General features: G+C 37.4%; 16 protein-coding genes. 11 read left to right on the forward strand and 5 right to left on the reverse strand.

Annotation, left to right across the window (positions count from 1 at the left end; genetic code table 11):
- Window positions 1-147: 147 nt before the first annotated feature.
- The 8 genes from MODO_RS01440 to MODO_RS01475 all read left to right on the forward strand — a co-directional run bounded on the left by MODO_RS01440 (window position 148) and on the right by MODO_RS01475 (window position 14,008).
- Window positions 148-1,422, forward strand: coding sequence for an O-acetylhomoserine aminocarboxypropyltransferase/cysteine synthase family protein (locus MODO_RS01440; protein WP_006257602.1), 1,275 nt, complete (start codon window positions 148-150; stop codon window positions 1,420-1,422).
- Window position 1,423: 1 nt separating this feature from the next.
- Entirely contained in the window at window positions 1,424-2,563 is a 1,140-nt protein-coding gene (locus MODO_RS01445) for a trans-sulfuration enzyme family protein (protein WP_006257604.1), read from the forward strand.
- Between the two features lie 16 nt (window positions 2,564-2,579).
- Window positions 2,580-3,545 (forward strand): alpha/beta fold hydrolase, encoded by a 966-nt coding sequence (locus MODO_RS01450; protein WP_006257605.1) that lies wholly within the window; start codon window positions 2,580-2,582, stop codon window positions 3,543-3,545.
- A gap of 12 nt (window positions 3,546-3,557) precedes the next feature.
- Window positions 3,558-5,960 carry a bifunctional aspartate kinase/homoserine dehydrogenase I gene (gene thrA / locus MODO_RS01455; protein ID WP_006257606.1) on the forward strand — a complete coding sequence of 801 codons (2,403 nt, stop codon included), beginning with the start codon at window positions 3,558-3,560 and terminating at the stop codon, window positions 5,958-5,960.
- Between the two features lie 511 nt (window positions 5,961-6,471).
- The gene (locus tag MODO_RS01460; RefSeq protein WP_006257607.1) at window positions 6,472-7,665 is read left to right on the forward strand and encodes a trans-sulfuration enzyme family protein; all 1,194 of its coding nucleotides are present in this window, start codon (window positions 6,472-6,474) and stop codon (window positions 7,663-7,665) included.
- 46 nt (window positions 7,666-7,711) lie between these two features.
- Window positions 7,712-11,443, forward strand: a complete 3,732-nt coding sequence (metH, locus tag MODO_RS01465; protein ID WP_006257608.1) for a methionine synthase — start codon at window positions 7,712-7,714, stop codon at window positions 11,441-11,443.
- The gene (gene metF, locus MODO_RS01470) at window positions 11,440-12,399 is read left to right on the forward strand and encodes a methylenetetrahydrofolate reductase [NAD(P)H] (RefSeq protein ID WP_006257609.1); all 960 of its coding nucleotides are present in this window, start codon (window positions 11,440-11,442) and stop codon (window positions 12,397-12,399) included. Before metH ends, metF begins: the two co-directional genes overlap by 4 nt.
- A 769-nt stretch (window positions 12,400-13,168) precedes the next feature.
- Window positions 13,169-14,008 carry a DUF4349 domain-containing protein gene (locus tag MODO_RS01475; protein WP_006257610.1) on the forward strand — a complete coding sequence of 280 codons (840 nt, stop codon included), beginning with the start codon at window positions 13,169-13,171 and terminating at the stop codon, window positions 14,006-14,008.
- A 164-nt stretch (window positions 14,009-14,172) separates the two neighbouring features.
- Here MODO_RS01475 and MODO_RS01480 read toward each other — a convergent pair whose 3' ends face one another.
- The 5 genes from MODO_RS01480 to MODO_RS01500 all read right to left on the reverse strand — a co-directional run bounded on the left by MODO_RS01480 (window position 14,173) and on the right by MODO_RS01500 (window position 18,930).
- Window positions 14,173-14,670, reverse strand: coding sequence for an NUDIX hydrolase (locus MODO_RS01480; RefSeq protein ID WP_006257611.1), 498 nt, complete (start codon window positions 14,668-14,670; stop codon window positions 14,173-14,175).
- 1 nt (window position 14,671) lies between these two features.
- A complete protein-coding gene (locus MODO_RS01485) occupies window positions 14,672-15,298 on the reverse strand; it encodes a chloramphenicol acetyltransferase (RefSeq protein WP_006257612.1) in 627 nt (208 codons plus the stop codon).
- 96 nt (window positions 15,299-15,394) lie between these two features.
- On the reverse strand, window positions 15,395-16,516 hold the full coding sequence (locus tag MODO_RS01490; RefSeq protein WP_006257613.1) for a TlpA family protein disulfide reductase: 1,122 nt from the start codon (window positions 16,514-16,516) through the stop codon (window positions 15,395-15,397).
- 90 nt (window positions 16,517-16,606) lie between these two features.
- Window positions 16,607-17,725 carry a TlpA family protein disulfide reductase gene (locus tag MODO_RS01495; RefSeq protein ID WP_006257614.1) on the reverse strand — a complete coding sequence of 373 codons (1,119 nt, stop codon included), beginning with the start codon at window positions 17,723-17,725 and terminating at the stop codon, window positions 16,607-16,609.
- A gap of 107 nt (window positions 17,726-17,832) precedes the next feature.
- Complete coding sequence (locus tag MODO_RS01500) at window positions 17,833-18,930, reverse strand: TlpA family protein disulfide reductase (protein WP_006257616.1); 1,098 nt, start codon at window positions 18,928-18,930, stop codon at window positions 17,833-17,835.
- 446 nt (window positions 18,931-19,376) lie between these two features.
- Here MODO_RS01500 and MODO_RS01505 point away from each other — a divergent pair, with 446 nt between their 5' ends.
- The 3 genes from MODO_RS01505 to MODO_RS01515 all read left to right on the forward strand — a co-directional run bounded on the left by MODO_RS01505 (window position 19,377) and on the right by MODO_RS01515 (window position 22,193).
- Window positions 19,377-20,555: an acyl-CoA dehydrogenase family protein gene (locus tag MODO_RS01505; RefSeq protein ID WP_006257617.1), complete on the forward strand. Its 1,179-nt coding sequence runs from the start codon at window positions 19,377-19,379 to the stop codon at window positions 20,553-20,555.
- An 84-nt stretch (window positions 20,556-20,639) separates the two neighbouring features.
- Window positions 20,640-21,410: a DUF3050 domain-containing protein gene (locus tag MODO_RS01510; protein WP_006257618.1), complete on the forward strand. Its 771-nt coding sequence runs from the start codon at window positions 20,640-20,642 to the stop codon at window positions 21,408-21,410.
- A gap of 66 nt (window positions 21,411-21,476) precedes the next feature.
- The gene (locus tag MODO_RS01515; protein WP_006257619.1) at window positions 21,477-22,193 is read left to right on the forward strand and encodes a 3-ketoacyl-ACP reductase; all 717 of its coding nucleotides are present in this window, start codon (window positions 21,477-21,479) and stop codon (window positions 22,191-22,193) included.
- Window positions 22,194-22,283: the final 90 nt, after the last annotated feature.

Genomic DNA, 22,283 nt, shown 5'->3' on the forward strand with positions numbered 1-22,283 from the left:
ACGAGTTAGTTATAATCTAAACAAAGAGATTAAAATACTTGAAGTCCTTTTGGCAATGCCGAAAGGACTTTTTTTATGCCCTTTACTCAGCAGGGTTAAGTATTGAGAAAACAAAAAAAGTAACTAAAACATTAAAAAAATATAACCATGAGCAATCTAAATTTTTCAACACAAGCATTACACGCAGGACACAATGTACAATCTACAGCAGGAACAAGAGCTGTGCCTATCTATCAGACATCATCGTATGTATTCGAAAATGCTGATCATGCGGCAGGAGCTTTTAACCTGTCTATCCCAGCGTACATCTATACAAGATTAAACAACCCTACTAACGATATCTTAGAACAACGCCTAGCTGCACTTGAGGGAGGTATCGGAGCAGTAGTAACAGCATCAGGAGCATCTGCTATCTCTACAACGTTCTTAACATTATTAAAAGCAGGAGACCACATCGTATCATCTAATAGCTTATACGGAGGGACTTATAACTTATTTAATGTTACTCTTCCAAGATTCGGTATCAACACCACTTTCGTAGATCCATCTGATGTAGAGAACTTCAGAACAAATATTCAAGAGAACACAAAAGCAATATTCGTAGAGAGTTTAGGTAATCCTAAGTTAGACATCATTAACCTAAAAGCAGTAGCTAAGATTGCACAGGAGTTTAAAATACCTTTCATCGTAGATAACACTGTTGCTTCCCCTGCTCTACTTAATCCGATCGAATATGGAGCTAATATCGTAGTACACTCGCTGACTAAGTATATCACAGGTAATGGTACTTCTCTAGGTGGAGCGATTATCGATGCAGGGACATTTGATTGGTCAAGTGGTAGATTCCCAGAGTTCACAGAACCTTCTCCAGGATACCACGGACTAATATATCACCAAGCGTTAGGTAATGCCGCTTTCATTGCCAAAATCAGAGTAGAAGGATTAAGAGATTTAGGTGCAGCACTTAGCCCATTCAATGCTTTCCAAATCATCCAAGGATTAGAAACATTGCCTATCCGTATCCAAAAGCACAGTGAGAATGCTCTTGCATTAGCAGAGTGGTTAGAGAAACAAGATGCTGTAGCATGGGTAAACTATCCTGGTCTGAAGTCAAGCCCTTACCACGACTTAGCAAAAGAGTACTTGCCTAAAGGACAAAGTGGAGTGGTAACATTCGGATTGAAAAAAGGATTTGAAGCAGCGAAGACAGTAGCGAACGAGACAAAACTATTCTCACTACTTGCCAATATCGGAGATACTAAGTCCTTAATCATCCACCCTGCTTCTACTACACATCAACAATTAAGTGTGGCTGAACAGAAAGCAACTGGGGTAGCACCTGACTTAATCAGACTGTCAGTAGGAATAGAAAACATTGAAGATTTAAAAGCTGATTTAGCTAACGTATTTAAAACATTATAAGATGAGTACCCAAACAGATATACTAAAACATATTCCGATAGACCCACACACAGGAGCCATCGCCGTACCGATCTATCAGACTACGACATTCGCTCAAGAAGCACCAGGAGTAAACAAAGGATTTGACTACACACGTACCAATAATCCTACTCGTCAAGCCCTTGAAGAATTAGTTGCTTCTTTAGAGAACGGTGCAAAGGGTTTTGCTTTTGGAAGTGGACTTGCCGCAATAGATGCTGTATTTAAAACACTGAGTCAAGGAGATGAAGTAATCGCAGTAGCTAATATATACGGTGGCACCTATAGGTTATTGAATGAGGTGTATGCAAAGTTTGGGATCAAGACTCATTATGTAGATACAACAGTAGCCGCTAATGTAGAGAAAGCAATCAATGACAAAACAAAATTGATATGGATAGAAAGTCCTACTAACCCTACACTGCGTATATCAGATATACAAGCTATCACGAGTATCGCTAAGCAACATAACGTATGGGTATGCGTAGATAACACCTTCGCTACCCCGATAGCGCAAAAGCCGTTAGACTTAGGAGCTGATATCGTGGTACACAGTGCTACAAAGTATATAGCAGGGCATTCTGATGTAGTAGCAGGATTAGTAATAACCAAAACAGAAGAAATCGGAAAGGTCATTAAGTTCCACCAAAACTCAACAGGAGCTATACTAAGTCCCTTCGATAGCTTCTTAACCATCAGGGGTATTGAAACACTCTTGTTGAGATATAAAGGTTACTCTGAGAATGCTGTCCAGATTGCAGAATACCTCAGCACGCATCCGAAGATAGACAAGATATATTATCCAGGATTAAAAAGTCATGAAGGGCATGAACTTGCTAAGAAGCAACAAAAGTATTTCGGGGGAGTCATCAGCTTTGATCTAAAAGAGAATACAAGAGAAGCTGCCTTACAAGTCATACAGAATTTAAAGCTCTTTACCCTAACAGAAGGTTTAGGAGGTATAAAGAGCTTGAGCAATTATCCCTTTGAGATGTCTCATGGCTCCGTACCTAAAGAGACTAAAATACAAGCTGGGATAACAGAAAGTCTAATACGACTATCTATAGGATTAGAAGAAACAGAAGATTTAATAGAAGATATCAAACAAGCATTAGCACAATAAATAACAATAGAATACCATGAGTCGCTTACAAGAAATAACAATCACTAATCACACACTACCAAACGGAAGTACACATACTTTTCACTTCACCTATCAGGTGGTGGGACAACCTTTACACAGTGCTCCTATCGTATTGGTTAACCATGCTTTGACAGGAAATAGTCAAGTAGCTGGAGACAACGGCTGGTGGAATAGTTTAGTGGGTTATGACAAAGTAATCGATCTCAACAAATACACAGTTATCGCTTTTGATATCCCCGGCAATGGTTTTAACCAACAAGAAGCACACCTCATCCAAGATTATAAAGCACTAACGACTAAAGTTATCGCTGAAGTATTTTGGAAAGCCTTAGACCGATTACACGTAAGTCACCTTTACGCGATCATCGGAGGAAGCTTAGGAGGAAGTATCGCATGGGAGTTAGCTTTTATAAGACCTACGGCAGTAGATCATTTAATCCCTATCGCGACAAGTTGTAAAGCATCAGATTGGTTAATAGGTAATGCCTTAGTACAAGACAGCATACTGAACAACTCATCAAAGCCGATAGAAGACGCTCGTATGCATGCTATGCTACTCTACCGCACTCCTGCATCGCTCCAGCAGAAGTTCGCCAATGGGTATAAAGAAAGTGAAAACCAATATGCGATAGAAAGTTGGCTTAAATATCACGGACAGACTTTAGAAGGTAGATTTAAACTACAAGCTTACAAGCTAATGAATCACCTGCTCAAAACAATAGGTCAAGAACAGACACAAAACAGTCTAAAGGCTTTTGCTCAACTAACAAGTGCACAAATACACTGTATAGCAGTAGATACAGATTATATGTTCACAAACAAAGAACAAGAACAGACAGTCGCTTTATTAAAGGACTGTTGCAAACACATTACATACCAAGAGATTCAATCAATACACGGCCACGATGCCTTCTTAATTGAATACGAACAATTAAACAATTTATTAAAACCATTATTCTAAAATCAGCACATCATGAAAATAGTAAAGTTTGGAGGAAAGTCTCTTGCATCAGGGCAAGCTTTTGACAACGTAATCAATATCATTAAGAAAAAGGTAAACGAAGGGCCTATTACCATAGTAGTTTCTGCTATCGGAGATACAACAGATACCTTAGAGAATATATTAGACTTAGCAAAGACTAAACAAGATTATACAACTGCTTTTGAAGCATTCAAAAACAGAGCATATCACAATGAAGCAGATATACATACAGAAATAGAAGTATTGAGCAAATTATACGAAGGAGTTTCTTTAATTGAAGACTACGGGTTAAAAATTAAAGACCAAGTATTAGCACAAGGAGAATTAATATCAAGTAAGATATTAGCTGCTCAGTTAAATGCCAAAGGGATAAAAGCCATTGCTGTAGATAGCCGTCAATTCTTTATCACAGATAACAACTTCGGTAGTGCACAAGCATTAGATGAAGTATCGAAAAAGAAGACTCAGGCTTACTTTGCTACCTTAGACAAAGGGACTATTGCAGTAGTAACAGGGTTTATCGGTGCAACTGAAAAAGGAGAAACAACTACACTAGGTCGCAATGGTAGTAACTACTCAGCAGCTCTATTAGCTAATTTTATCCAAGCAGATGAATTGCAAAACTATACTCACGTAGACGGTATCTATACTGCTAATCCAGATTGGGTAAAGAACGCTCAGAAGATAGAAGAACTTCACTTCGATGAAGCAAATGAGTTAGCCAACTTCGGAGCTTCTATCTTACATGCTAAAACGATATTACCTCTAGTAGAAAACAATATTCCTCTGCGTATCTTGAATACATTAAACCCAGATAACAAAGGAACATTAATCTCTAACAAGACTACTGCTAAAGGAATCAAGTCTCTTTCTGTACAGTCTAATGTTGCTTTAATACAGTTTGAAGGACGCGGGTTATTAGGTATCGTAGGAGTTGATGCACGTGTATTTACAGCATTAGCGAATGAAGGAATTAGCGTAGGTGTTATCTCTCAAGGTTCTTCAGAACGTGGATTAGGTTTTATCGTAGAAGAGAAAGATGCTGATAAAGCAGCAGAAGCACTAAATAGAGAATTCTCTAATGATTTCTATACTCGTGATGTGAATAGTATCTCTATCATTCGAGATATAGCAGTGATCTCTATCATCGGTCAGAACCTAAGCACATTTGACAAGCCTTATGCTGCATTAGTAAAGAATAAGATCGTTCCTATTCTATTCAACAATACAGTAACAGGAAAGAACGTAAGTTTAGTTGTCCGTAAGGAAGAAGCGAAGAAAGCATTAAATGTCATCCATGGACAGATATTCGGTATCGCGAAGAAGATAAACATCGCTGTATTCGGACACGGATTAGTAGGAGGAACTTTAATAGACCAGATCTTACACTCGGCTCAATCTATAGAAGGCAAAAAGAATATAGCTCTTAACATCTTCGCCATTGGTAACTCTAAAAAAGTATTGCTAAACGATGGAGGTATTAACTGTAACTGGAGAGAAGATCTAAAAGAAAAAAGTGTTGCTTATACTATTCAAGAAGTAATCGACTATGCGAATGCTAATCACTTAGAGAACTTAATAGCGATAGATAATACAGCTTCAGGTGAGTTTATCAAGAATTATATTCCATTAGTAGAGAATGGTTTTGACCTTATCTCATCGAATAAGATAGCAAACACCATCTCTTATAGCTTCTACAAAGAGCTTCGTCAAACATTAAAGGCAAACCACAAAGAATATCTATACGAAACAAACGTAGGTGCAGGTTTACCATTGATTGATACGATTAAACTACTTCACTTATCAGGAGAAAATATCACAAAGATAAAAGGAGTGTTCTCAGGAAGTCTAAGCTACATCTTCAACAACTACTCTATCCAAGACAGACCATTCAGTGAAGTGCTGAAAGAAGCGATAGAGAAAGGATATACAGAGCCAGATCCTCGTGAAGACTTATCAGGTAATGATGTTGGACGTAAGTTATTAATACTAGCTCGTGAGTTAGACCTACAGAATGAGTTCGAAGAGATTAATATCCAAAACTTAATTCCAACAGACTTACAAGCTGTGGATACACCAACGTTCTTAAACAGTTTAGAGAAGCTAAACCCTTATTTCGATAAGATAAAACAAGGCTTAGCACCAGATACAGTACTTCGCTATGTTGGAGAACTATCAGGTGACTTACAAGAAGACAAAGGAGTATTAGAAACGAAGCTAATCGAAGTACCTACTAGCTCAGCATTAGGACAGTTAAAAGGTTCAGACAGTATATTCGAGATATACACAGAGAGCTACGGAGACAACCCTATCATTATCCAAGGAGCTGGAGCTGGAGCATCTGTTACAGCACGCGGAGTGTTTGGAGATATCTTAAGATTAGCTGATAAATAAATTGGTTAACGATGAACAGTTGACAGTAAACAGTTCTTTGCCTTCGGCATTGTGTATACATAGTATATCAATGTAGAGACGGATTACCATCCGTGTCACCCAAGGTTCATCAAGTTTATTAAATCTGTAAACAGAGTCGTTATCACGGATTGGGTGCACAGTTTACTGTTTTTTGCCTTCGGCATTGTGTACACATAGTATATCAATGTAGAGACGGATTATTATTCGTGTCACCCAAGTTTCATCAAGTTTACTAAATCTGTAAGCAGTGGAGAATTAACAGACGGACTGTGAACTGTAAACCAAAAACTGTGAACCGCTATAGTGTCCCACTTTATGCTACCATTTAATACTATAATAATCATATTAGATCATAATAGTCAAGTATGTAAAAAGACTTTATACAAGCGACTACTTTTGATTTGTATTTGATATATAACTATTACCCAAAAACTAAAGACTAACACCGTTAACTGTCCACTGTGAACCGTTAACCGTAAACTAAATAAAGATGAATACAAGAAACAATGAAGAAGGCTGTTGTTTTGAGACACAAGCCATAAGAACACAGACAGAGCGCTCCCAATACAATGAGCACTCTACACCACTATACCTAACCTCTAGCTTTGTCTTTGACGATGCAGAGAATATGCGTGCCGTATTCGCAGAAGAAATACAACAATACTCTTACTCTCGCTTTACTAACCCTAACCAAACAGAGCTGGTTGAGAAGATACGTATATTCGAAAAAGCAGAAGCAGGTTTTGCCTTTGCTACAGGTATGGCGGCTGTGTACTGTAGCTTGTTCCCATTATTAAAAACAGGTGATCACATTGTTTCTTGTTCTAATATTTTTGGTTCTACTAGAGGGTTATTCAGTAATACCTTTCCAGAGTGGGGAGTTGAGACGAGTTACTTTGACCTTAATCAAGTATATGATGTAGAGCGTTTAATCAAACCTAACACTAAGATACTATTTGCAGAAAGTCCTACTAACCCAGGAGTGGACGTATTAGATTTAGCCTACTTAGGAGAAATAGCAAAGAAACACAACCTTATTTTTATCGTTGACAATACCTTCGCTACACCCTACCTACAGAACCCTATTACCTTAGGAGCTCATATCGTAGTACACTCAGCTACGAAGTTAATTGACGGGCAAGGTAGAGCCTGTGGAGGAGTCACCGTAGGATATAAAGAATACATCCATAAGATATATCTGTTTGCCCGTACCATAGGCGCTAGTATCTCACCATTTAATGCTTGGGTATTATCTAAGAGCTTAGAGACATTAGCCATACGAGTAGATAGACATTGTGAGAATGCCTTGACCATAGCCGAGTATTTAGAAAAACATCCAGCAGTGGAGTTTATCAAATACCCTTTCTTGCCAAGTCATCCACAATACGAAATTGCTAAAAAACAAATGAAACAAGGGGGCAACATCATTGCCTTTGGGATTAAAGGAGGACTGGATGCTGGTAGAACATTCTTAGATGCTTTACAGTTATGTAGTCGCACTGCTAATCTAGGAGATAGTAGAACTATCGTTACCCACCCTGCTTCTACCACACATAGTAAGGTTCCTGCAGAAGAAAAAATAGCCACAGGTATTACAGACAACCTGATACGTCTATCTGTCGGTTTAGAGAATACAAAAGATATTATCCGTGACTTAGAACAAGCTTTAACTGCTGCACAGTAAAACAAGTTCAAGACACTTCAAAAAACATTGATTAAAAGAGAAAATTATGTCAACAACACTTATACATACTGATATCAGAAGCCTATTAAAACAAAGAACATTAGTACTCGATGGAGCAATGGGTACAATGCTTCAGGCTTACCGATTCTCAGAAGAAGACTTTAGAGGAGAGCGCTTTGCTGATTTTGCTCATCCTTTAAAAGGAAATAATGACTTGTTGTCTATCACTCAACCTGACGCTGTAAAAGAAGTACACAGACAATATCTTTTGGCAGGAGCTGATATTTTATCTACGAATACCTTCTCGGGTACTACCATTGCTATGGCAGATTATCACCTTGAAGATATAGTATACGAACTAAACTACCAATCGGCTAAGATAGCGCGAGAAGTAGCAGACGAAGTAGAGGCCTTAGACCCTAATAAACCTCGTTATGTAGCAGGAGCTATTGGTCCGACGAATAAGACAGCGAGTTTATCTCCTGATGTAAATAATCCAGGATATCGTGCCATTACTTTTGAAGAACTACGTATAGCGTATAAACAGCAAGCAGAAGCATTATTAGACGGTGGATGTGACTTACTATTAGTCGAGACTATATTCGACACCCTTAATGCTAAAGCAGCTTTATTCGCTATAGACGAGATACAAGCAGAACGAGGTATCGATATTCCGATTATGATTTCAGGTACGATAACTGATGCTTCGGGGCGTACCTTGTCAGGGCAGACTGTTGAGGCTTTTCTGATTTCTATAGCACATATCCCTTTGTTGAGTATAGGATTTAACTGTGCTTTAGGAGCAGAACAATTAGAGCCGTATGTAAAACAACTGAGTCAACACGCAGCAGTGAATATCTCTGCTCACCCGAATGCTGGTTTACCAAATGCCTTTGGAGAATATGACCAAACACCAACAGAGATGAAAGAACTAATCGATAGCTTCTTGAGTCAAAACTTGGTACAGATTATTGGAGGTTGTTGTGGTACTACACCAGAGCATATTAAGTTAATTGCTCAGGCAGTAGCAGAACACAGTAAAGATAGACAACCAAAGCAATACAACCTAAAGCCTGTACTTGCATTATCTGGATTAGAACCACTATATGTAACTGCCGAGGCTAACTTTATCAACATAGGAGAACGTACCAATGTTACAGGTTCTCGTAAGTTCCTACGTCTGATTAAAGAAGAGAAATTTGACGAAGCCTTAGCTGTTGCAAGAGAACAAGTAGAGGGTGGTGCTCAGGTTATAGACATTAATATGGATGAAGGACTGTTAGACGGTGTACACTGTATGACTAACTTCCTTAATCTTATAGCCTCTGAACCAGATATTGCGAAAGTTCCTATTATGATTGATAGCTCTAAATGGGAAATTATCGAAGCAGGACTACGCGTAGTACAAGGTAAAGCGATTGTGAACTCTATCAGCCTAAAAGAGGGAGAAGAGTTATTTATCGAACACGCTAAATTAATTAAACGCTATGGAGCTGCTTCTGTAGTAATGGCATTCGACGAAAAAGGACAGGCAGACTCTTTAGAAAGACGTATAGAGATCTGTCAACGTTCTTATGATATATTAGTCAACCAAGTAAACTTCGCTCCTCAGGACATCATCTTTGACCCTAACATATTTCCTGTTGCGACAGGAATGGAAGAGCATAACAACAATGCTTTGGACTTCTTTAATGCCACCAAATGGATTAGAGAGAACCTTCCTTACGCCAATGTAAGTGGTGGTGTAAGTAATGTTTCTTTCTCGTTTAGAGGGAATAATAAAGTACGTGAAGCGATGCATGCAGCCTTCTTATACCATGCGATACAGCACGGTATGAATATGGGTATAGTGAATCCTGAGATGTTAGAAGTGTACGATGAGGTAGACAAGGATCTAATGGAACACGTAGAAGACGTGTTGCTAAATAGACGTGATGATGCGACTGAACGCCTACTTGACTTTGCCGAAAGTATTAAAAATGAAAGTGCTATTCAATCAACCGAAATCAAAGTAGAAGAATGGCGTTCAGGTAGTATCCAAGACCGACTAACACATGCATTAGTAAAAGGAATAGAAACTTACGTCATAGAAGATACAGAAGAAGCTCGTCTAAGCGTACCTCAACCTATCCAAGTCATTGAACAATACCTAATGAATGGAATGAATGTAGTCGGAGACCTATTCGGAGCAGGTAAGATGTTCTTACCACAAGTAGTGAAATCTGCACGTGTGATGAAGAAAGCTGTAGCCTATCTACTTCCTTTTATTGAAGAAAATAAAAAACAGAATGCAGAAGCCTCTGTAGGTAATGCTGGTAAGATACTTATGGCTACCGTGAGAGGGGATGTACACGACATCGGTAAGAATATCGTAGCTGTGGTATTGGCTTGTAACAACTATGAGATTATAGACCTTGGGGTAATGGTTCCGCCTGAGAAGATTATTGAAACAGCTATTAAAGAACAAGTGGATATCATCGGACTAAGTGGATTAATCACTCCTTCTTTAGACGAGATGGTACACTTAGCTAAAGAATTAGACAAGGTCAATAGCAATATTCCAATCATGATTGGTGGAGCAACTACTTCACGTGTTCATACAGCTGTGAAGATAGCACCAGAGTACAAGAATTGTGTTGTACATGTACACGATGCCTCACGTTCAGTTACCATTGCTAATCAGTTATTACAAAAAGAAATTGAAGCAACATTTAAAGATAACATCAGAGAAGAATATGATCAGCTAAGACGCGATTACTTAGGTAGAGCAAGAGACAAAAGCTATATCACAATAGAACAAGCAAGAGCTAACAAAGTCAAGATAGAATGGGATGCTAAAGACATTGTCAAACCCAACTTTATCGGTACGAAAACCGTAACAGTAGAGTTAGACGAGTTATTGCCATTTATAGATTGGGCACCGTTCTTCCGTTCTTGGCAGTTGTATGGTAAGTTCCCTCAGATATTAACAGATGAGGTAGTCGGACAGACAGCTACACAAGTATATGACGATGCCTTGATTATGTTAGACAAGATTATTAATGAACGTTGGTTCGAAGCACGAGGTGTCTTAGGCATTTTCCCTGCAAATCAAGTTAATGATGATGATATCGAAGTGTATAATGAACAAGGAGAAACATTAGATAAGTTATTAACACTGCGTCAACAATCATTAAAGAATATCAAGGCTCCGAATATTGCCTTAGCGGACTTTGTTGCTCCAAAAGAAAGTGGATTAGAAGACTACATTGGTTTATTCGCTGTCTCAACAGGTTTTGGAGTAGATGAAATAGCAAAAGAATACGAAGATGACCTTGATGACTATAACGCTATTATGGTGAAGGCATTAGCAGATCGTTTAGTAGAAGCCTTTGCAGAATATCTGCACCACAGTGTTCGCAAAGAAATATGGGGATATGCTTCTGAAGAACACCTTAGTAATGAAGAACTGATAAAAGAAGCATATCAAGGTATCAGACCAGCACCAGGATATCCTGCTTGTCCTGATCATTTAGAAAAAGGTACAATATGGAAACTCCTACAAGTCGAAGAACGAATAGGTGTTAGTCTAACAGAAAGTTATGCGATGTTCCCTGCTGCTGCAGTATCTGGTTACTACTTCGCCCACCCACAGAGTAGATACTTTGGGTTAGGTAAGATAGAACAAGATCAATTAGAAGATTATGCCAATAGAAGAAATATATCAATAGAAGAAGCTGAACGTTGGTTATCTCCCAACTTAGCACAAAATAATAAATTAACGACGAACGAATCATGAAAGTAACAGAACATATCCAAAAAGCAAACGGTAAAACACAATTCTCTTTTGAGATATTACCTCCCTTAAAAGGGCAAAATATTCAAGGAATATTTGACTCTATCGAACCGCTAATGGAGTTTGATCCTCCTTTCATAGACGTAACGTATCATCGAGAAGAATATGAGTACAAAGAAGCAGGCAACGGACTGTGGGAAAAAAGAACAGTTAGAAAAAGACCAGGAACTGTCGGCATTTGTTCGGCTATCCAAAATAGATTCAAGTTGGACGCCATACCGCACATCTTATGTGGAGGATTCACCAAAGAAGACACCGAAAACTTCCTCATAGACCTTGATTTCTTAGGTATTGATAATGTTGTAGCCCTTAGAGGTGATGCTGTAAAGAACGAAACTTACTTTAAGCCTGAACCCAAAGGAAATAAGTATGCCTCTGACCTAGTTACCCAAATAAGTGAGCTTAACCAAGGTATCTATTTAGACCCAGAACTTGAGAATACCAGTAAGACTGACTTCTGTGTTGGAGTAGCAGGTTACCCTGAGAAACACATGGAAGCACCTAACTTTGACACAGATCTTAAATACCTAAAGCAGAAGATAGACAATGGAGCAGAATACATTGTTACACAGATGTTTTTTGACAACAGTAAGTTCTTTGCCTTTGTAGATAAATGTAGATCAATTGGTATTGATGTGCCGATTATCCCAGGACTAAAGCCTTTAGCTACCTTAAGCCAACTCAATCTATTACCTCAACGTTTTAAAGTTGACTTACCAGATGATTTGGTTGCTGAGGTACTCAAAGCAAAAGACAATGCTGCCATCCGCGAAATCGGTATCGAATGGTGTGCCCAGCAGTCAAGAGAATTGATAGAAGCAGGAACCCCTATAGTACATTACTACTCAATGGGTAAATCTGACAATATCAAGAACATCATTAAGCTTGCAACAGTTTAGAGAACAGGGAGCGGTTGACCACTTGTAGACCGCAAACTAATAAGCTCGTTATTTATAATTTTTTGGTTGTGATAAACCTCTTGTCTTAAAGCAAGAGGTTTTATGTTTTATACAAATCATAACTCCACCACAAACATCTACCACCAATGCAACACAATAAAACTCACACATACAGCTCCACAACATACATAAAGTAAAGACGCATATCTTGCGTGTCAAACACAGTAACCACAACAAACATCTACCACCAATGCTGAACAATAAAACTTACACATACAGCTCCACAACATACATAAAGTAGAGACGCATATCTTGCGTGTCAAACACAGTAACCACAATAAACATCTACCACCAATACTACACAATAAACATTACACATACAGCTCCACAACACACATAAAGTAGAGACGCATATCTTGCGTGTCAAAAACAATAACCACAATACATTGAACCGTAAACAATATTTCAAAGAACATCCTCTAAGTGAACTTAAAAGGTAACTGATACACTATCAATCACCCTCCAAAAGTACTTCTCTTATCAAATGCTCTTTTTAATACTGACTATTCTGACTATGAATGATATCATTTAATCACTTTTAGTAGCAGAAAGTGGGACACTGTAGCTAATAGGACAATATAAAACATTCTTAATTGTCCATTCCCAATTAAACTCCTCCCTATAATCAGTGATTTAAAACAATATTTTTAACCTCTAATAGGTTATATATTAAACCATCTATTACATTTGTTAATGTAAAACAATAACTATGAAAAAGACACTCAAACTATTAACCCTAATGTTATTCATAGCATTAGCCTCTTGCTCTAAATCAGCAGAATACGGAGAAATCTCTGCTGTTGCTTTAGAAGATATCAGCACAACAGATGCGGCTGCAGAAACTACTGCCGAAGCACCACAATCCACAGATTCTACTCAAGATATCACTGTACCTGAGCGTATGATAGTCAAAGAAGGGAATATACGTTTCGAAACTTCTAATGCACAAGAAACTCGAGCTAATATCGTAGCAAGTAGTAAAAAACTCAACGGATATCTATCACAAGACACATCAAATGTCTATGGCAATCGCACTGAACATACCATTGTGATTCGCGTACCAGCAAAGAACTTCGAAACCTTGTTAGAAGGAGTTACACAGACTGCCACTAAAGTAGACAGCAAAAATATCAATGCCTTAGATGTAACCGAAGAGTTCATCGATATAGAAGCGAGAATCAAGACGAAAAAAGAAATAGAAGAACGCTATAAAGAATTACTTAAACGCGCTAACACGATAGATGATATTCTAAGAATAGAAAGAGAACTAGGGGCTCTACGTGCGGATATTGAGTCATTCGAAGGACGACTAAAGTACCTAAAGAGTAGAATATCGCTAAGTACTCTTACGGTAACTTTCTATGAAAAAGGAGAATCAACAACAGGCTTTGGACACGAAATATCATCTGCCTTTGGTTCTGGATGGAGTAATCTATTATCATTCGTAATAGGGCTATTCTATATCTGGCCATTTATCCTAATCTCAATTGGATTAATCTTTATCATCAGACGTATCAGAAAACGCAGAAAACAGAATAAAATAAACTAATATAAAGCAAAAGCCCTACCATTATAGTAGGGCTTTTTATATTAATTGTGTATCTACCTGCTTTATGTGACACGCAAAATCTTGCGTCTCTACAGTAAAATCCTACTTATACCTAATGTCGCAGGTAAAAACCATAAACTATGAACCGTAAACCATACCTAATTCTAAATTCCTAATTCCTCATTAGAAATCTCCTCCTTCATCTCTAACAGATTCAACTCTCCATCGTATAATGCATGAAACACAAAAGGCTTATTCTCTAAGATGTATTTATAAATAAACCAATCTGTCTTCGGAGTAGGTACATTTAGCAAGTCCTCATACGCTATCCACTCTAAAGTTCCCTCGTTACACTCAGGAGGAGTGACAGCATCGATATCTGCTACGTACACATAGCTTAGCCAATTATACTTCACAGGAGAAGTCTCTGTCAGTATTCCGCAGAACTTCACCTTATCTACTCTTATCCCTGTCTCTTCAAATGTCTCACGGATCACCCCCTCTTCAGGAGTTTCGAAAGGTTCTATCTTACCTCCCACAGGAGTATACGTATCTTTATTGGGTTCTTTTAAACGCTTTAGAAGCATAAAGTTATTCCCATTTCTCAACACACACAGTGTTGCTATTCTTTTTATTCCTAACGGAACAGCAGTTGTACTCATCCTATTGCTCGTTTAATAATTCTTGAAAGCGTTCTACGAATTGACTAACGTGATATCCATCCATCAGTGCATGGTGTCCATGTATAGATACTGCCATGCGCTTACGACCATTCTCCTCCATTACTTTCCCAAAAGAAATCTTAGGACAACTATCTGGGAAGTCAAAATTACGTGCATGACTCATACTCGTAAAGTCTAGCCATGGCAAAGCTGAGATATGTAATACATTCTCACTATTCGACGCAGGTAATAATGAAGTTGACTGCTGTACACTCTCTATTTCACTTTTTGCCTCTGCGAAGAAAGTCTGTTTATCAGCATAATAATTCATATAGGCAAACCCAAAAGTTCCATTAGGTCTATTGATGGTAGGTGATGCGTGCACCTCATCATACAGATATACCTCGTTATCCACTATTCTATATCTAAACGCCTCTACCTCATTAGCTGCTCTAAGTGCATCATATAGATAAGTAAGGAAGAAAGAATCCTCATTCGCTTTAGCTCTATTATACACCGTAGTACAATCTACTTGTACTGTAATACCAAAAAAAGGTTCTGTAAACTGTTTAAAAAAAGCATATTGCTCCCCTCTCTCCCATTGAGTGGTATCAATCTTAGTTCTCATTTTGTTGTGTTGTTTTATTCACAGCGAAAATATACGTAATCTTCTTGATGGTAAAAGACTTTTGTCCTAGACTAACGTATACACCTTCGTTTACTCCTATTTCATCAACGCTCTTAACTGCTCTTCAAAATCCTCTCCTTGCATTCCTTCAAATCTCATCACTAGTTTTCCATCCAAATTAAACAACCAATAATCAGGTGTACTATTATTTCTATACATTGCTAGAACAGGACTTAGTCTCCCCTCTTTATTACTTAATAAAATACCCTTATTACCTTTAAATTCTGAGTAATATTTAAACTTATCTTTCTGATCATGTCCTGCGTAATATGTGATATGTACAAGCTTATCCTTCAAGTTATCAGCTATCTGAGCTGTCTTAGGAGCTGCCTTTTCACAATAACCACAGTGGTAAGTCGAAAAATCTAACAATACATACTTCCCCTTAAAGTAATCACTAAGCTTTACTTGCTTAGTTTGCATATCTTCAGCATAAAAATCATAATACTTAGCCCCAACTTCCAGAGGCTTATGATCTATAAATATCTTAAGCATCTGTACTTCTTTAGTATCATAATACTTAGGGTCTATAAGAGCATATAGCTCGTTTAAATAATCAGATGAATAATCTCTAGCCTGGTATTGTAGTAGGTATCGAGCATAAGCTGTATTAATATTCTTTTTTATAAAAGCATTATTTTGTTTGTTAATAAGATTTGACAACTTCTTAATCTTACCTAGAGGTTCTTCATCACTTAGATACACCTTCGCTACACTATCCTTATCTTTCCCTTCTTCTAGAAGACGATAATACTCTTTGATATAAACACTTCGTTCTTCTACTAACTGCTTATTAACTAACATATTTTCATATCTCAGACTGTCATTCACAGAATTTATCGCTCTAAGATTACCCGAAAAATCATTTATAGAGCCATGAATAGTTACAGACTCATTTCCTAAAAAGAAGAAGGTACTCTTTGTCTCTTTTCCTACATAAGCATCTAATCTCACATAATTAGGAACATCTTCTAGTACCATAGATACATCTACCTTACCATTCATTAGACTAAACTCTTGTTCTTGTCCACCACTAGATAACTTCATCTTTACCTCATTGCTTATTCCTTCCAGTTTTCCTGTTATATGTAGCTTCTCCTGTCCTAATACTCCTATAGAACACAGCATTAAAAGCATATAGAATATCTTATATTTCATAATTCACAAATTAATTAGAGCTAAGTAACAGCAATATAACTAATTAAAATACAACTAAATATCAACATTCAAATAAATATAGATACGCTCTTATTTCATCAACGCTCTCAACTGCTCTTCAAAATCCTCTCCTTGCATTCCTAAGAAATCTTTTACTAACTTTCCTTTAGTGTCAAAGAGCATATAATGTGGTGTCCCATTCTGTCTATACATACCGAGATTAGGCTCTAAACGTCCTCCATTATTCCAAATTAAGTTCCCTCTATCCTTCTTTAATTTGTAATAATCATGAAGGCCTTCTATATCATGGTCTACATAATAGGTAACGTATGTTAACTGATCTTTTAACTCTTCTGCTATTTGAGCTGTTTTAGGAGCTGCCTCTTGACAATATCCACAATGCAATGTAGAAAAGTCTAACAACACGTATTTACCCTTAAAGTAATCGCTAAATCTCACTTGCTTTTGATTGATATCTTTAGCTATAAAATCATAATACTTATCTCCTTCTTCTAGTGTATTACTATCTGCTATAGAGTAGACAAATCGAACTTCTTCAGTATTCTTATACTTCGGATCTATTAAAGGTGCTATCTCTCTAATCTCTTCAGGAGTAAACTGACTCAAACAATACCTCAATGAATAACGCCCATAATCTGTATTGATATTATCCTTTATAAAGTCAGCCGACTTCTGCTCTATCTCCCTTATGATTTTCGTTATCTTTCCTAGAGGTTCTACATTATTCATATACATTTTATACACGCTGTCACGGATAGCTCCCTCTTCTATCATAGTACGAGCTTCAGCACTTAGGATCTCTATCTTATCATTTAACTCTTTTGTCAATAAATGCTCTTGATATCTTAGCTCATCATATTTAGAATTCTCTGCTTTTATATTATTAGGAAAATCCTCTATAGAGCCGTTAAGTACAATAGCTTCATTACCTACAAAAAAAGTAGTATACTTCTGTTTACCTTCGTGTTCTACCATCATAAAGACTAATGTAGGTACAACTGTCAACTCCATTTCTACATCTAGTACTCCATCTTTTAATTGAAAGACAACCTTCTTAAAATTATTTTCTAATGTAAGCTTAGCTTCATTAGGTATTCCTGTAATCTTACCTGTTATGTGTAGTTTGTCTTGCGCCATTATTCCTATAGAAAAGAATAATGCGATTAACATCATTAGTTTATTAGTCATTGTTTAAATAATTAGGTTGGTAAATACAGATAGATACTACTGTCTCTTTTTTATTATTACTGTCTTAAGATGTCAATAATCACAAATTCTACACAATAAGATTAATCTTACTTCTCTATCTCTTCTAATATAATTGTCTTTAGGTCTGTATTAGCCCCATTAACTTCTTTTACCAACTTCCCTTCTGGGTTAAACAAAAGATAAGTAGGTGTCATCATATTTCGGTACATAGCCATAGCAGGATGGAGATAACCTTCTTTATTCCAAATTATGTTTCCTTTCTTTCCTTTTAACTCATAATACTCTTCAGCTTCTTTCAGATTATCACCTGTGTGATAAGTCACATACATTACTTTATCCTTTAACTCTTCTGCTATCAAAGCGGTCTTGGGAGCTGCCTTGCCACAAAACCAACAGTGAACATTAGAGAAATCTAATAGGACATACTTACCATTATAATAGTCACTGAACCTAACTTCCTTATTTTTCAAATCTAATGCGGTAAAGTCATAATATATATCTCCTACTTCTAACTGTTTAGAATCACATAAAGCCTTTAAAAACCTAATCTCACTTCTATCCATATTTATAGGATCCACTAAGCTATACAAAGTCTTAAACTGTTCTTCAGTAAATTGATCTACATAAAACCTAATTAAATGTCTACCATAATCAGTATTAATGTGCTTTTTCAGAAACTCGTACTGGCGCACAGCCACCTCTTTTCTAATAGTTTCTAGTTCCGCTTTATATTTTATAAATATGCTATCAGGCTTAGCCCCTTCCTTTATCTCTTTTTCTATGACCTTGTTAATATCATTGCGCTTCTTCTCAAGATCTTTAGTCAATACATAATTCTCATATCTTAATCCATCATACTTCGAGTTTTTAGCAACTACCTCATTAGGAAAATCATCAATAGAAGCATCGATAGTCACAGATTCGTTACCTAAAAAAAAATAAGTGTACTTGATATCATTGTCATAATACACAGTTATAGATACAGAAGCAGGTGCTTCTTTTAGATCAACCTCTACATCTATCACACCATCCTTTAGATAGAACTCTTTTTCTTTCTCTCCTCCTGAGATACTAAGTTTAGTCTTATTATCTATCCCCGTAATCTTACCTGTTACGTGTAGTTTATCTTGAGCCATTATTCCTATAGAGAAGAATAATGCGATTAATATCATTACTTTATTCATCATAGCTTACTATTTAATCTCTACAAGATAGGTAATTCAACTTATACAGAACAATATTATTCAAAGAATAACCTTCTCCCTCTTTATGATTTCAAATATCCCTGCCCCCTTATGGAGATAATGACCTCATTAGCTCTTTTTGCACAGATATGCACTTTCTTATTGCACATAGACATCTGTGATTCAAAACTTTAAGCTTATTCCATTTATTTTTATTCGGAAGCTATTCGGTAACACCCAGTATTTACTTGGGATAAGAGGTAGTTTACCGAACTGTATTCAGGTTGTACCCGAACCATCTACTATAGATTAAGATAGAAATAAAGCATTATTTGTATAAAAACGACGTGTATTTGAATTTTTATATTCTCTTTTAGAGGTAAAAATTGGTCAATTCGAAATAATGTCTATTTTTGTTATACAACCACAAAAAACGATATTGATATATGAGACCAGATTTATTTCAGGCACCTGATTATTACTTATTAGACGACTTGTTAAGTAATGAACACAAGTTAATTAGAGATACAGCGAGAGCATGGGTGAAGAAAGAAGTTTCTCCTATTATAGAAGACTTCGCTCAACGTGCAGAATTTCCAAAACAATTAATACCAGGGTTAGCCGAGATAGGTGGATTCGGTCCTTATATCCCTACAGAATATGGAGGAGCAGGATTAGACCAAATTTCGTATGGACTAATCATGCAGGAGATCGAGAGAGGAGATTCTGGTATTCGTTCTACCTCATCAGTACAGTCTTCACTAGTGATGTACCCTATCTGGAAGTATGGTAATGAGGAGCAACGCATGAAGTACCTACCTAAGTTAGCGACGGGAGAGTATATCGGATGCTTTGGATTAACAGAGCCAGATCACGGTTCTAACCCAGGTGGGATGCTGACTAACTTTAAAGATATGGGAGACCACTACCTGCTAAATGGGGCTAAAATGTGGATCTCTAATGCTCCATTCGCAGACATCGCTGTAGTATGGGCTAAGAATGAAGAAGGGCGTATACACGGGCTGATCGTAGAGCGTGGTATGGAAGGCTTCACTACTCCAGAGACACATAATAAGTGGTCACTGAGAGCTTCGGCTACAGGGGAGTTAATATTCGATAATGTCAAAGTACCTAAAGCTAACTTATTGCCAAACAAATCAGGATTAGGAGCGCCTCTAGGCTGTCTAGATTCTGCTAGATATGGTATCGCATGGGGAGCTATCGGAGCTGCTATGGACTGCTATGACACAGCACTTCGCTACTCGAAAGAGCGCATACAGTTCGACAAACCTATCGGTGCGACTCAGTTACAACAAAAGAAATTAGCAGAGATGATCACAGAGATCACTAAAGCACAGTTGTTAACTTGGAGATTAGGCGTACTGAGAGACGAAGGAAGAGCTACTTCTGCACAGATCTCTATGGCTAAACGAAACAATGTGGCTATGGCATTAGACATCGCACGTGATGCGCGTCAGATGTTGGGAGGTATGGGTATCACAGGAGAATACTCTATCATGCGCCACATGATGAACTTAGAATCTGTAGTGACCTATGAGGGGACACATGATATCCACTTGTTAATAACAGGTATGGATGTGACAGGATTCCCTGCATTTAAGTAATAAATATCTTTATAGATAAACTTTATACAAAGAGCTTCGCCTTTCGGTGAAGCTTTTTTACTTTTGTACTAAATTTTAGAAGATATGACTATTCAAGAAATCAATGCACAGATAGCTGAAGAAAGAAATGCGTTACTTCAACACCCTCTTTATAATAAAATAAAGACTATCCCTCACTTATGTACATTTATGGAAGGGCATGTATATGCGGTATGGGATTTTATGTCATTGCTTAAAGCGTTACAACAACAATTGACTTGTACTACGACTCCTTGGTTTGCCTCAGAGTTTCCACAGACACGCTATTTGATCAACGAGATTGTACTAGCAGAAGAGTCAGACCTAGCCTATGATGGACAGCGTCTGAGCCACTTCGAGATGTACTTAGATGCGATGATAACGGCTAAAGCAGATACTACTGCTATCGAAGCACTTATCCGCACTCTTAAGTCTGGTACACCTATCTTCGAAGCGATAGCACAGACAGACTTAGATGAAGGGGTAAAAGAGTTTTTAAACTTTACATTCAAGACTATCGAAGGAGGTAAAGCACATGAGATCGCAGCAGCCTTCACATTTGGTCGCGAAGATTTGATACCAGATATGTTTACCGAAATCTTAAAAGGTTTTCAACAAAACTTCCCTGAGACAGACTTGACAAAGCTAGTGTATTACTTCGAACGTCATATCGAACTAGATGGAGATGAGCATGGTCCGATGGCGATGAAGATGATCTCTGAGCTATGTGGAGATGATCAACAGAAATGGCAAGATGTCATCGCAATCTCTAAACAGGCACTAATAAAACGTTATAACTTGTGGAATTCTATCGAAAAATTTATAAAAACCAAGTAAGTTTAACGTTTACAAAACACTAATTTCTCATTAATTTACATATATTTACACAAAAGCATTAAAAACATGAAATTGAAAGGTAAAAACGCAATTATCACCGGAGGTGGAAGAGGATTAGGTAAAGCTACTGCTATTGCTTTCGCTCAAGAAGGGATAAACGTTGCTATTACTGGTAGAAACGAGAAAACATTACAAGCTACTGTTACAGAGTTAGAAGCATTAGGAGTGAAAGCTACTTATGCCGTATTCGATGTGACTGATAAAGCAAAAGTAAAAGCTGAAATAGCTAAATTAATAGAAACATTAGGAGGAGTAGATATATTAGTGAACAATGCTGGTATATCAGAATTCGGAAAATTCACAGATATGTCTGCTGAGCGTTGGGAAGAGATCTTACTTACTAACGTGATGGGAGTGTATAATGTGACTAGAGAAGTACTACCTCACTTAATAGATCAGAATGAAGGAGATATCTTCAACGTAGCTTCTACAGCTGGTCTTAACGGAAATGCAACTACGTCTGCATACTCTGCGTCTAAATTTGCAGTGATCGGGATGTCTGAATCACTAATGAAGGAAGTGCGTAAAAACAACATTAGAGTATGTACGCTAACGCCAAGTACTATCGCATCAGATATGTCTATAGAATTAGGGCTTACAGATGGTAACCCTGATCATATCTTACAGCCAGAGGACTTCGCAGAGCTTATCGTAGCTACATTGAGATTACCAAGAAGAGCCATGGTTAAAACAGCATCGCTGTGGACAACTAATCCTCAATAAATTAGAAGGAGAGGTTTGACTCCTATTCTTTCTTATTACTTATTATGATTACAACCTAAACTCGCTATTTTGGCGAGTTTTTTATTGTAT

The organism is Myroides odoratimimus (genome assembly GCF_001485415.1).
GTDB lineage: Bacteria > Bacteroidota > Bacteroidia > Flavobacteriales > Flavobacteriaceae > Flavobacterium > Flavobacterium odoratimimum.

Coding starts and splice junctions, on each gene's coding strand:
- MODO_RS01495 (WP_006257614.1), bottom strand. CDS start 17,725: ATGACTAATAAACTAATGATGTTAATCGCATTATTCTTTTCTATAGGA.
- MODO_RS01485 (WP_006257612.1), bottom strand. CDS start 15,298: ATGAGAACTAAGATTGATACCACTCAATGGGAGAGAGGGGAGCAATAT.
- MODO_RS01450 (WP_006257605.1), top strand. CDS start 2,580: ATGAGTCGCTTACAAGAAATAACAATCACTAATCACACACTACCAAAC.
- metH (WP_006257608.1), top strand. CDS start 7,712: ATGTCAACAACACTTATACATACTGATATCAGAAGCCTATTAAAACAA.
- MODO_RS01440 (WP_006257602.1), top strand. CDS start 148: ATGAGCAATCTAAATTTTTCAACACAAGCATTACACGCAGGACACAAT.
- metF (WP_006257609.1), top strand. CDS start 11,440: ATGAAAGTAACAGAACATATCCAAAAAGCAAACGGTAAAACACAATTC.
- MODO_RS01510 (WP_006257618.1), top strand. CDS start 20,640: ATGACTATTCAAGAAATCAATGCACAGATAGCTGAAGAAAGAAATGCG.
- MODO_RS01480 (WP_006257611.1), bottom strand. CDS start 14,670: ATGAGTACAACTGCTGTTCCGTTAGGAATAAAAAGAATAGCAACACTG.
- MODO_RS01500 (WP_006257616.1), bottom strand. CDS start 18,930: ATGAATAAAGTAATGATATTAATCGCATTATTCTTCTCTATAGGAATA.
- MODO_RS01475 (WP_006257610.1), top strand. CDS start 13,169: ATGAAAAAGACACTCAAACTATTAACCCTAATGTTATTCATAGCATTA.
- MODO_RS01445 (WP_006257604.1), top strand. CDS start 1,424: ATGAGTACCCAAACAGATATACTAAAACATATTCCGATAGACCCACAC.
- MODO_RS01460 (WP_006257607.1), top strand. CDS start 6,472: ATGAATACAAGAAACAATGAAGAAGGCTGTTGTTTTGAGACACAAGCC.
- MODO_RS01490 (WP_006257613.1), bottom strand. CDS start 16,516: ATGAAATATAAGATATTCTATATGCTTTTAATGCTGTGTTCTATAGGA.
- MODO_RS01505 (WP_006257617.1), top strand. CDS start 19,377: ATGAGACCAGATTTATTTCAGGCACCTGATTATTACTTATTAGACGAC.
- MODO_RS01515 (WP_006257619.1), top strand. CDS start 21,477: ATGAAATTGAAAGGTAAAAACGCAATTATCACCGGAGGTGGAAGAGGA.
- thrA (WP_006257606.1), top strand. CDS start 3,558: ATGAAAATAGTAAAGTTTGGAGGAAAGTCTCTTGCATCAGGGCAAGCT.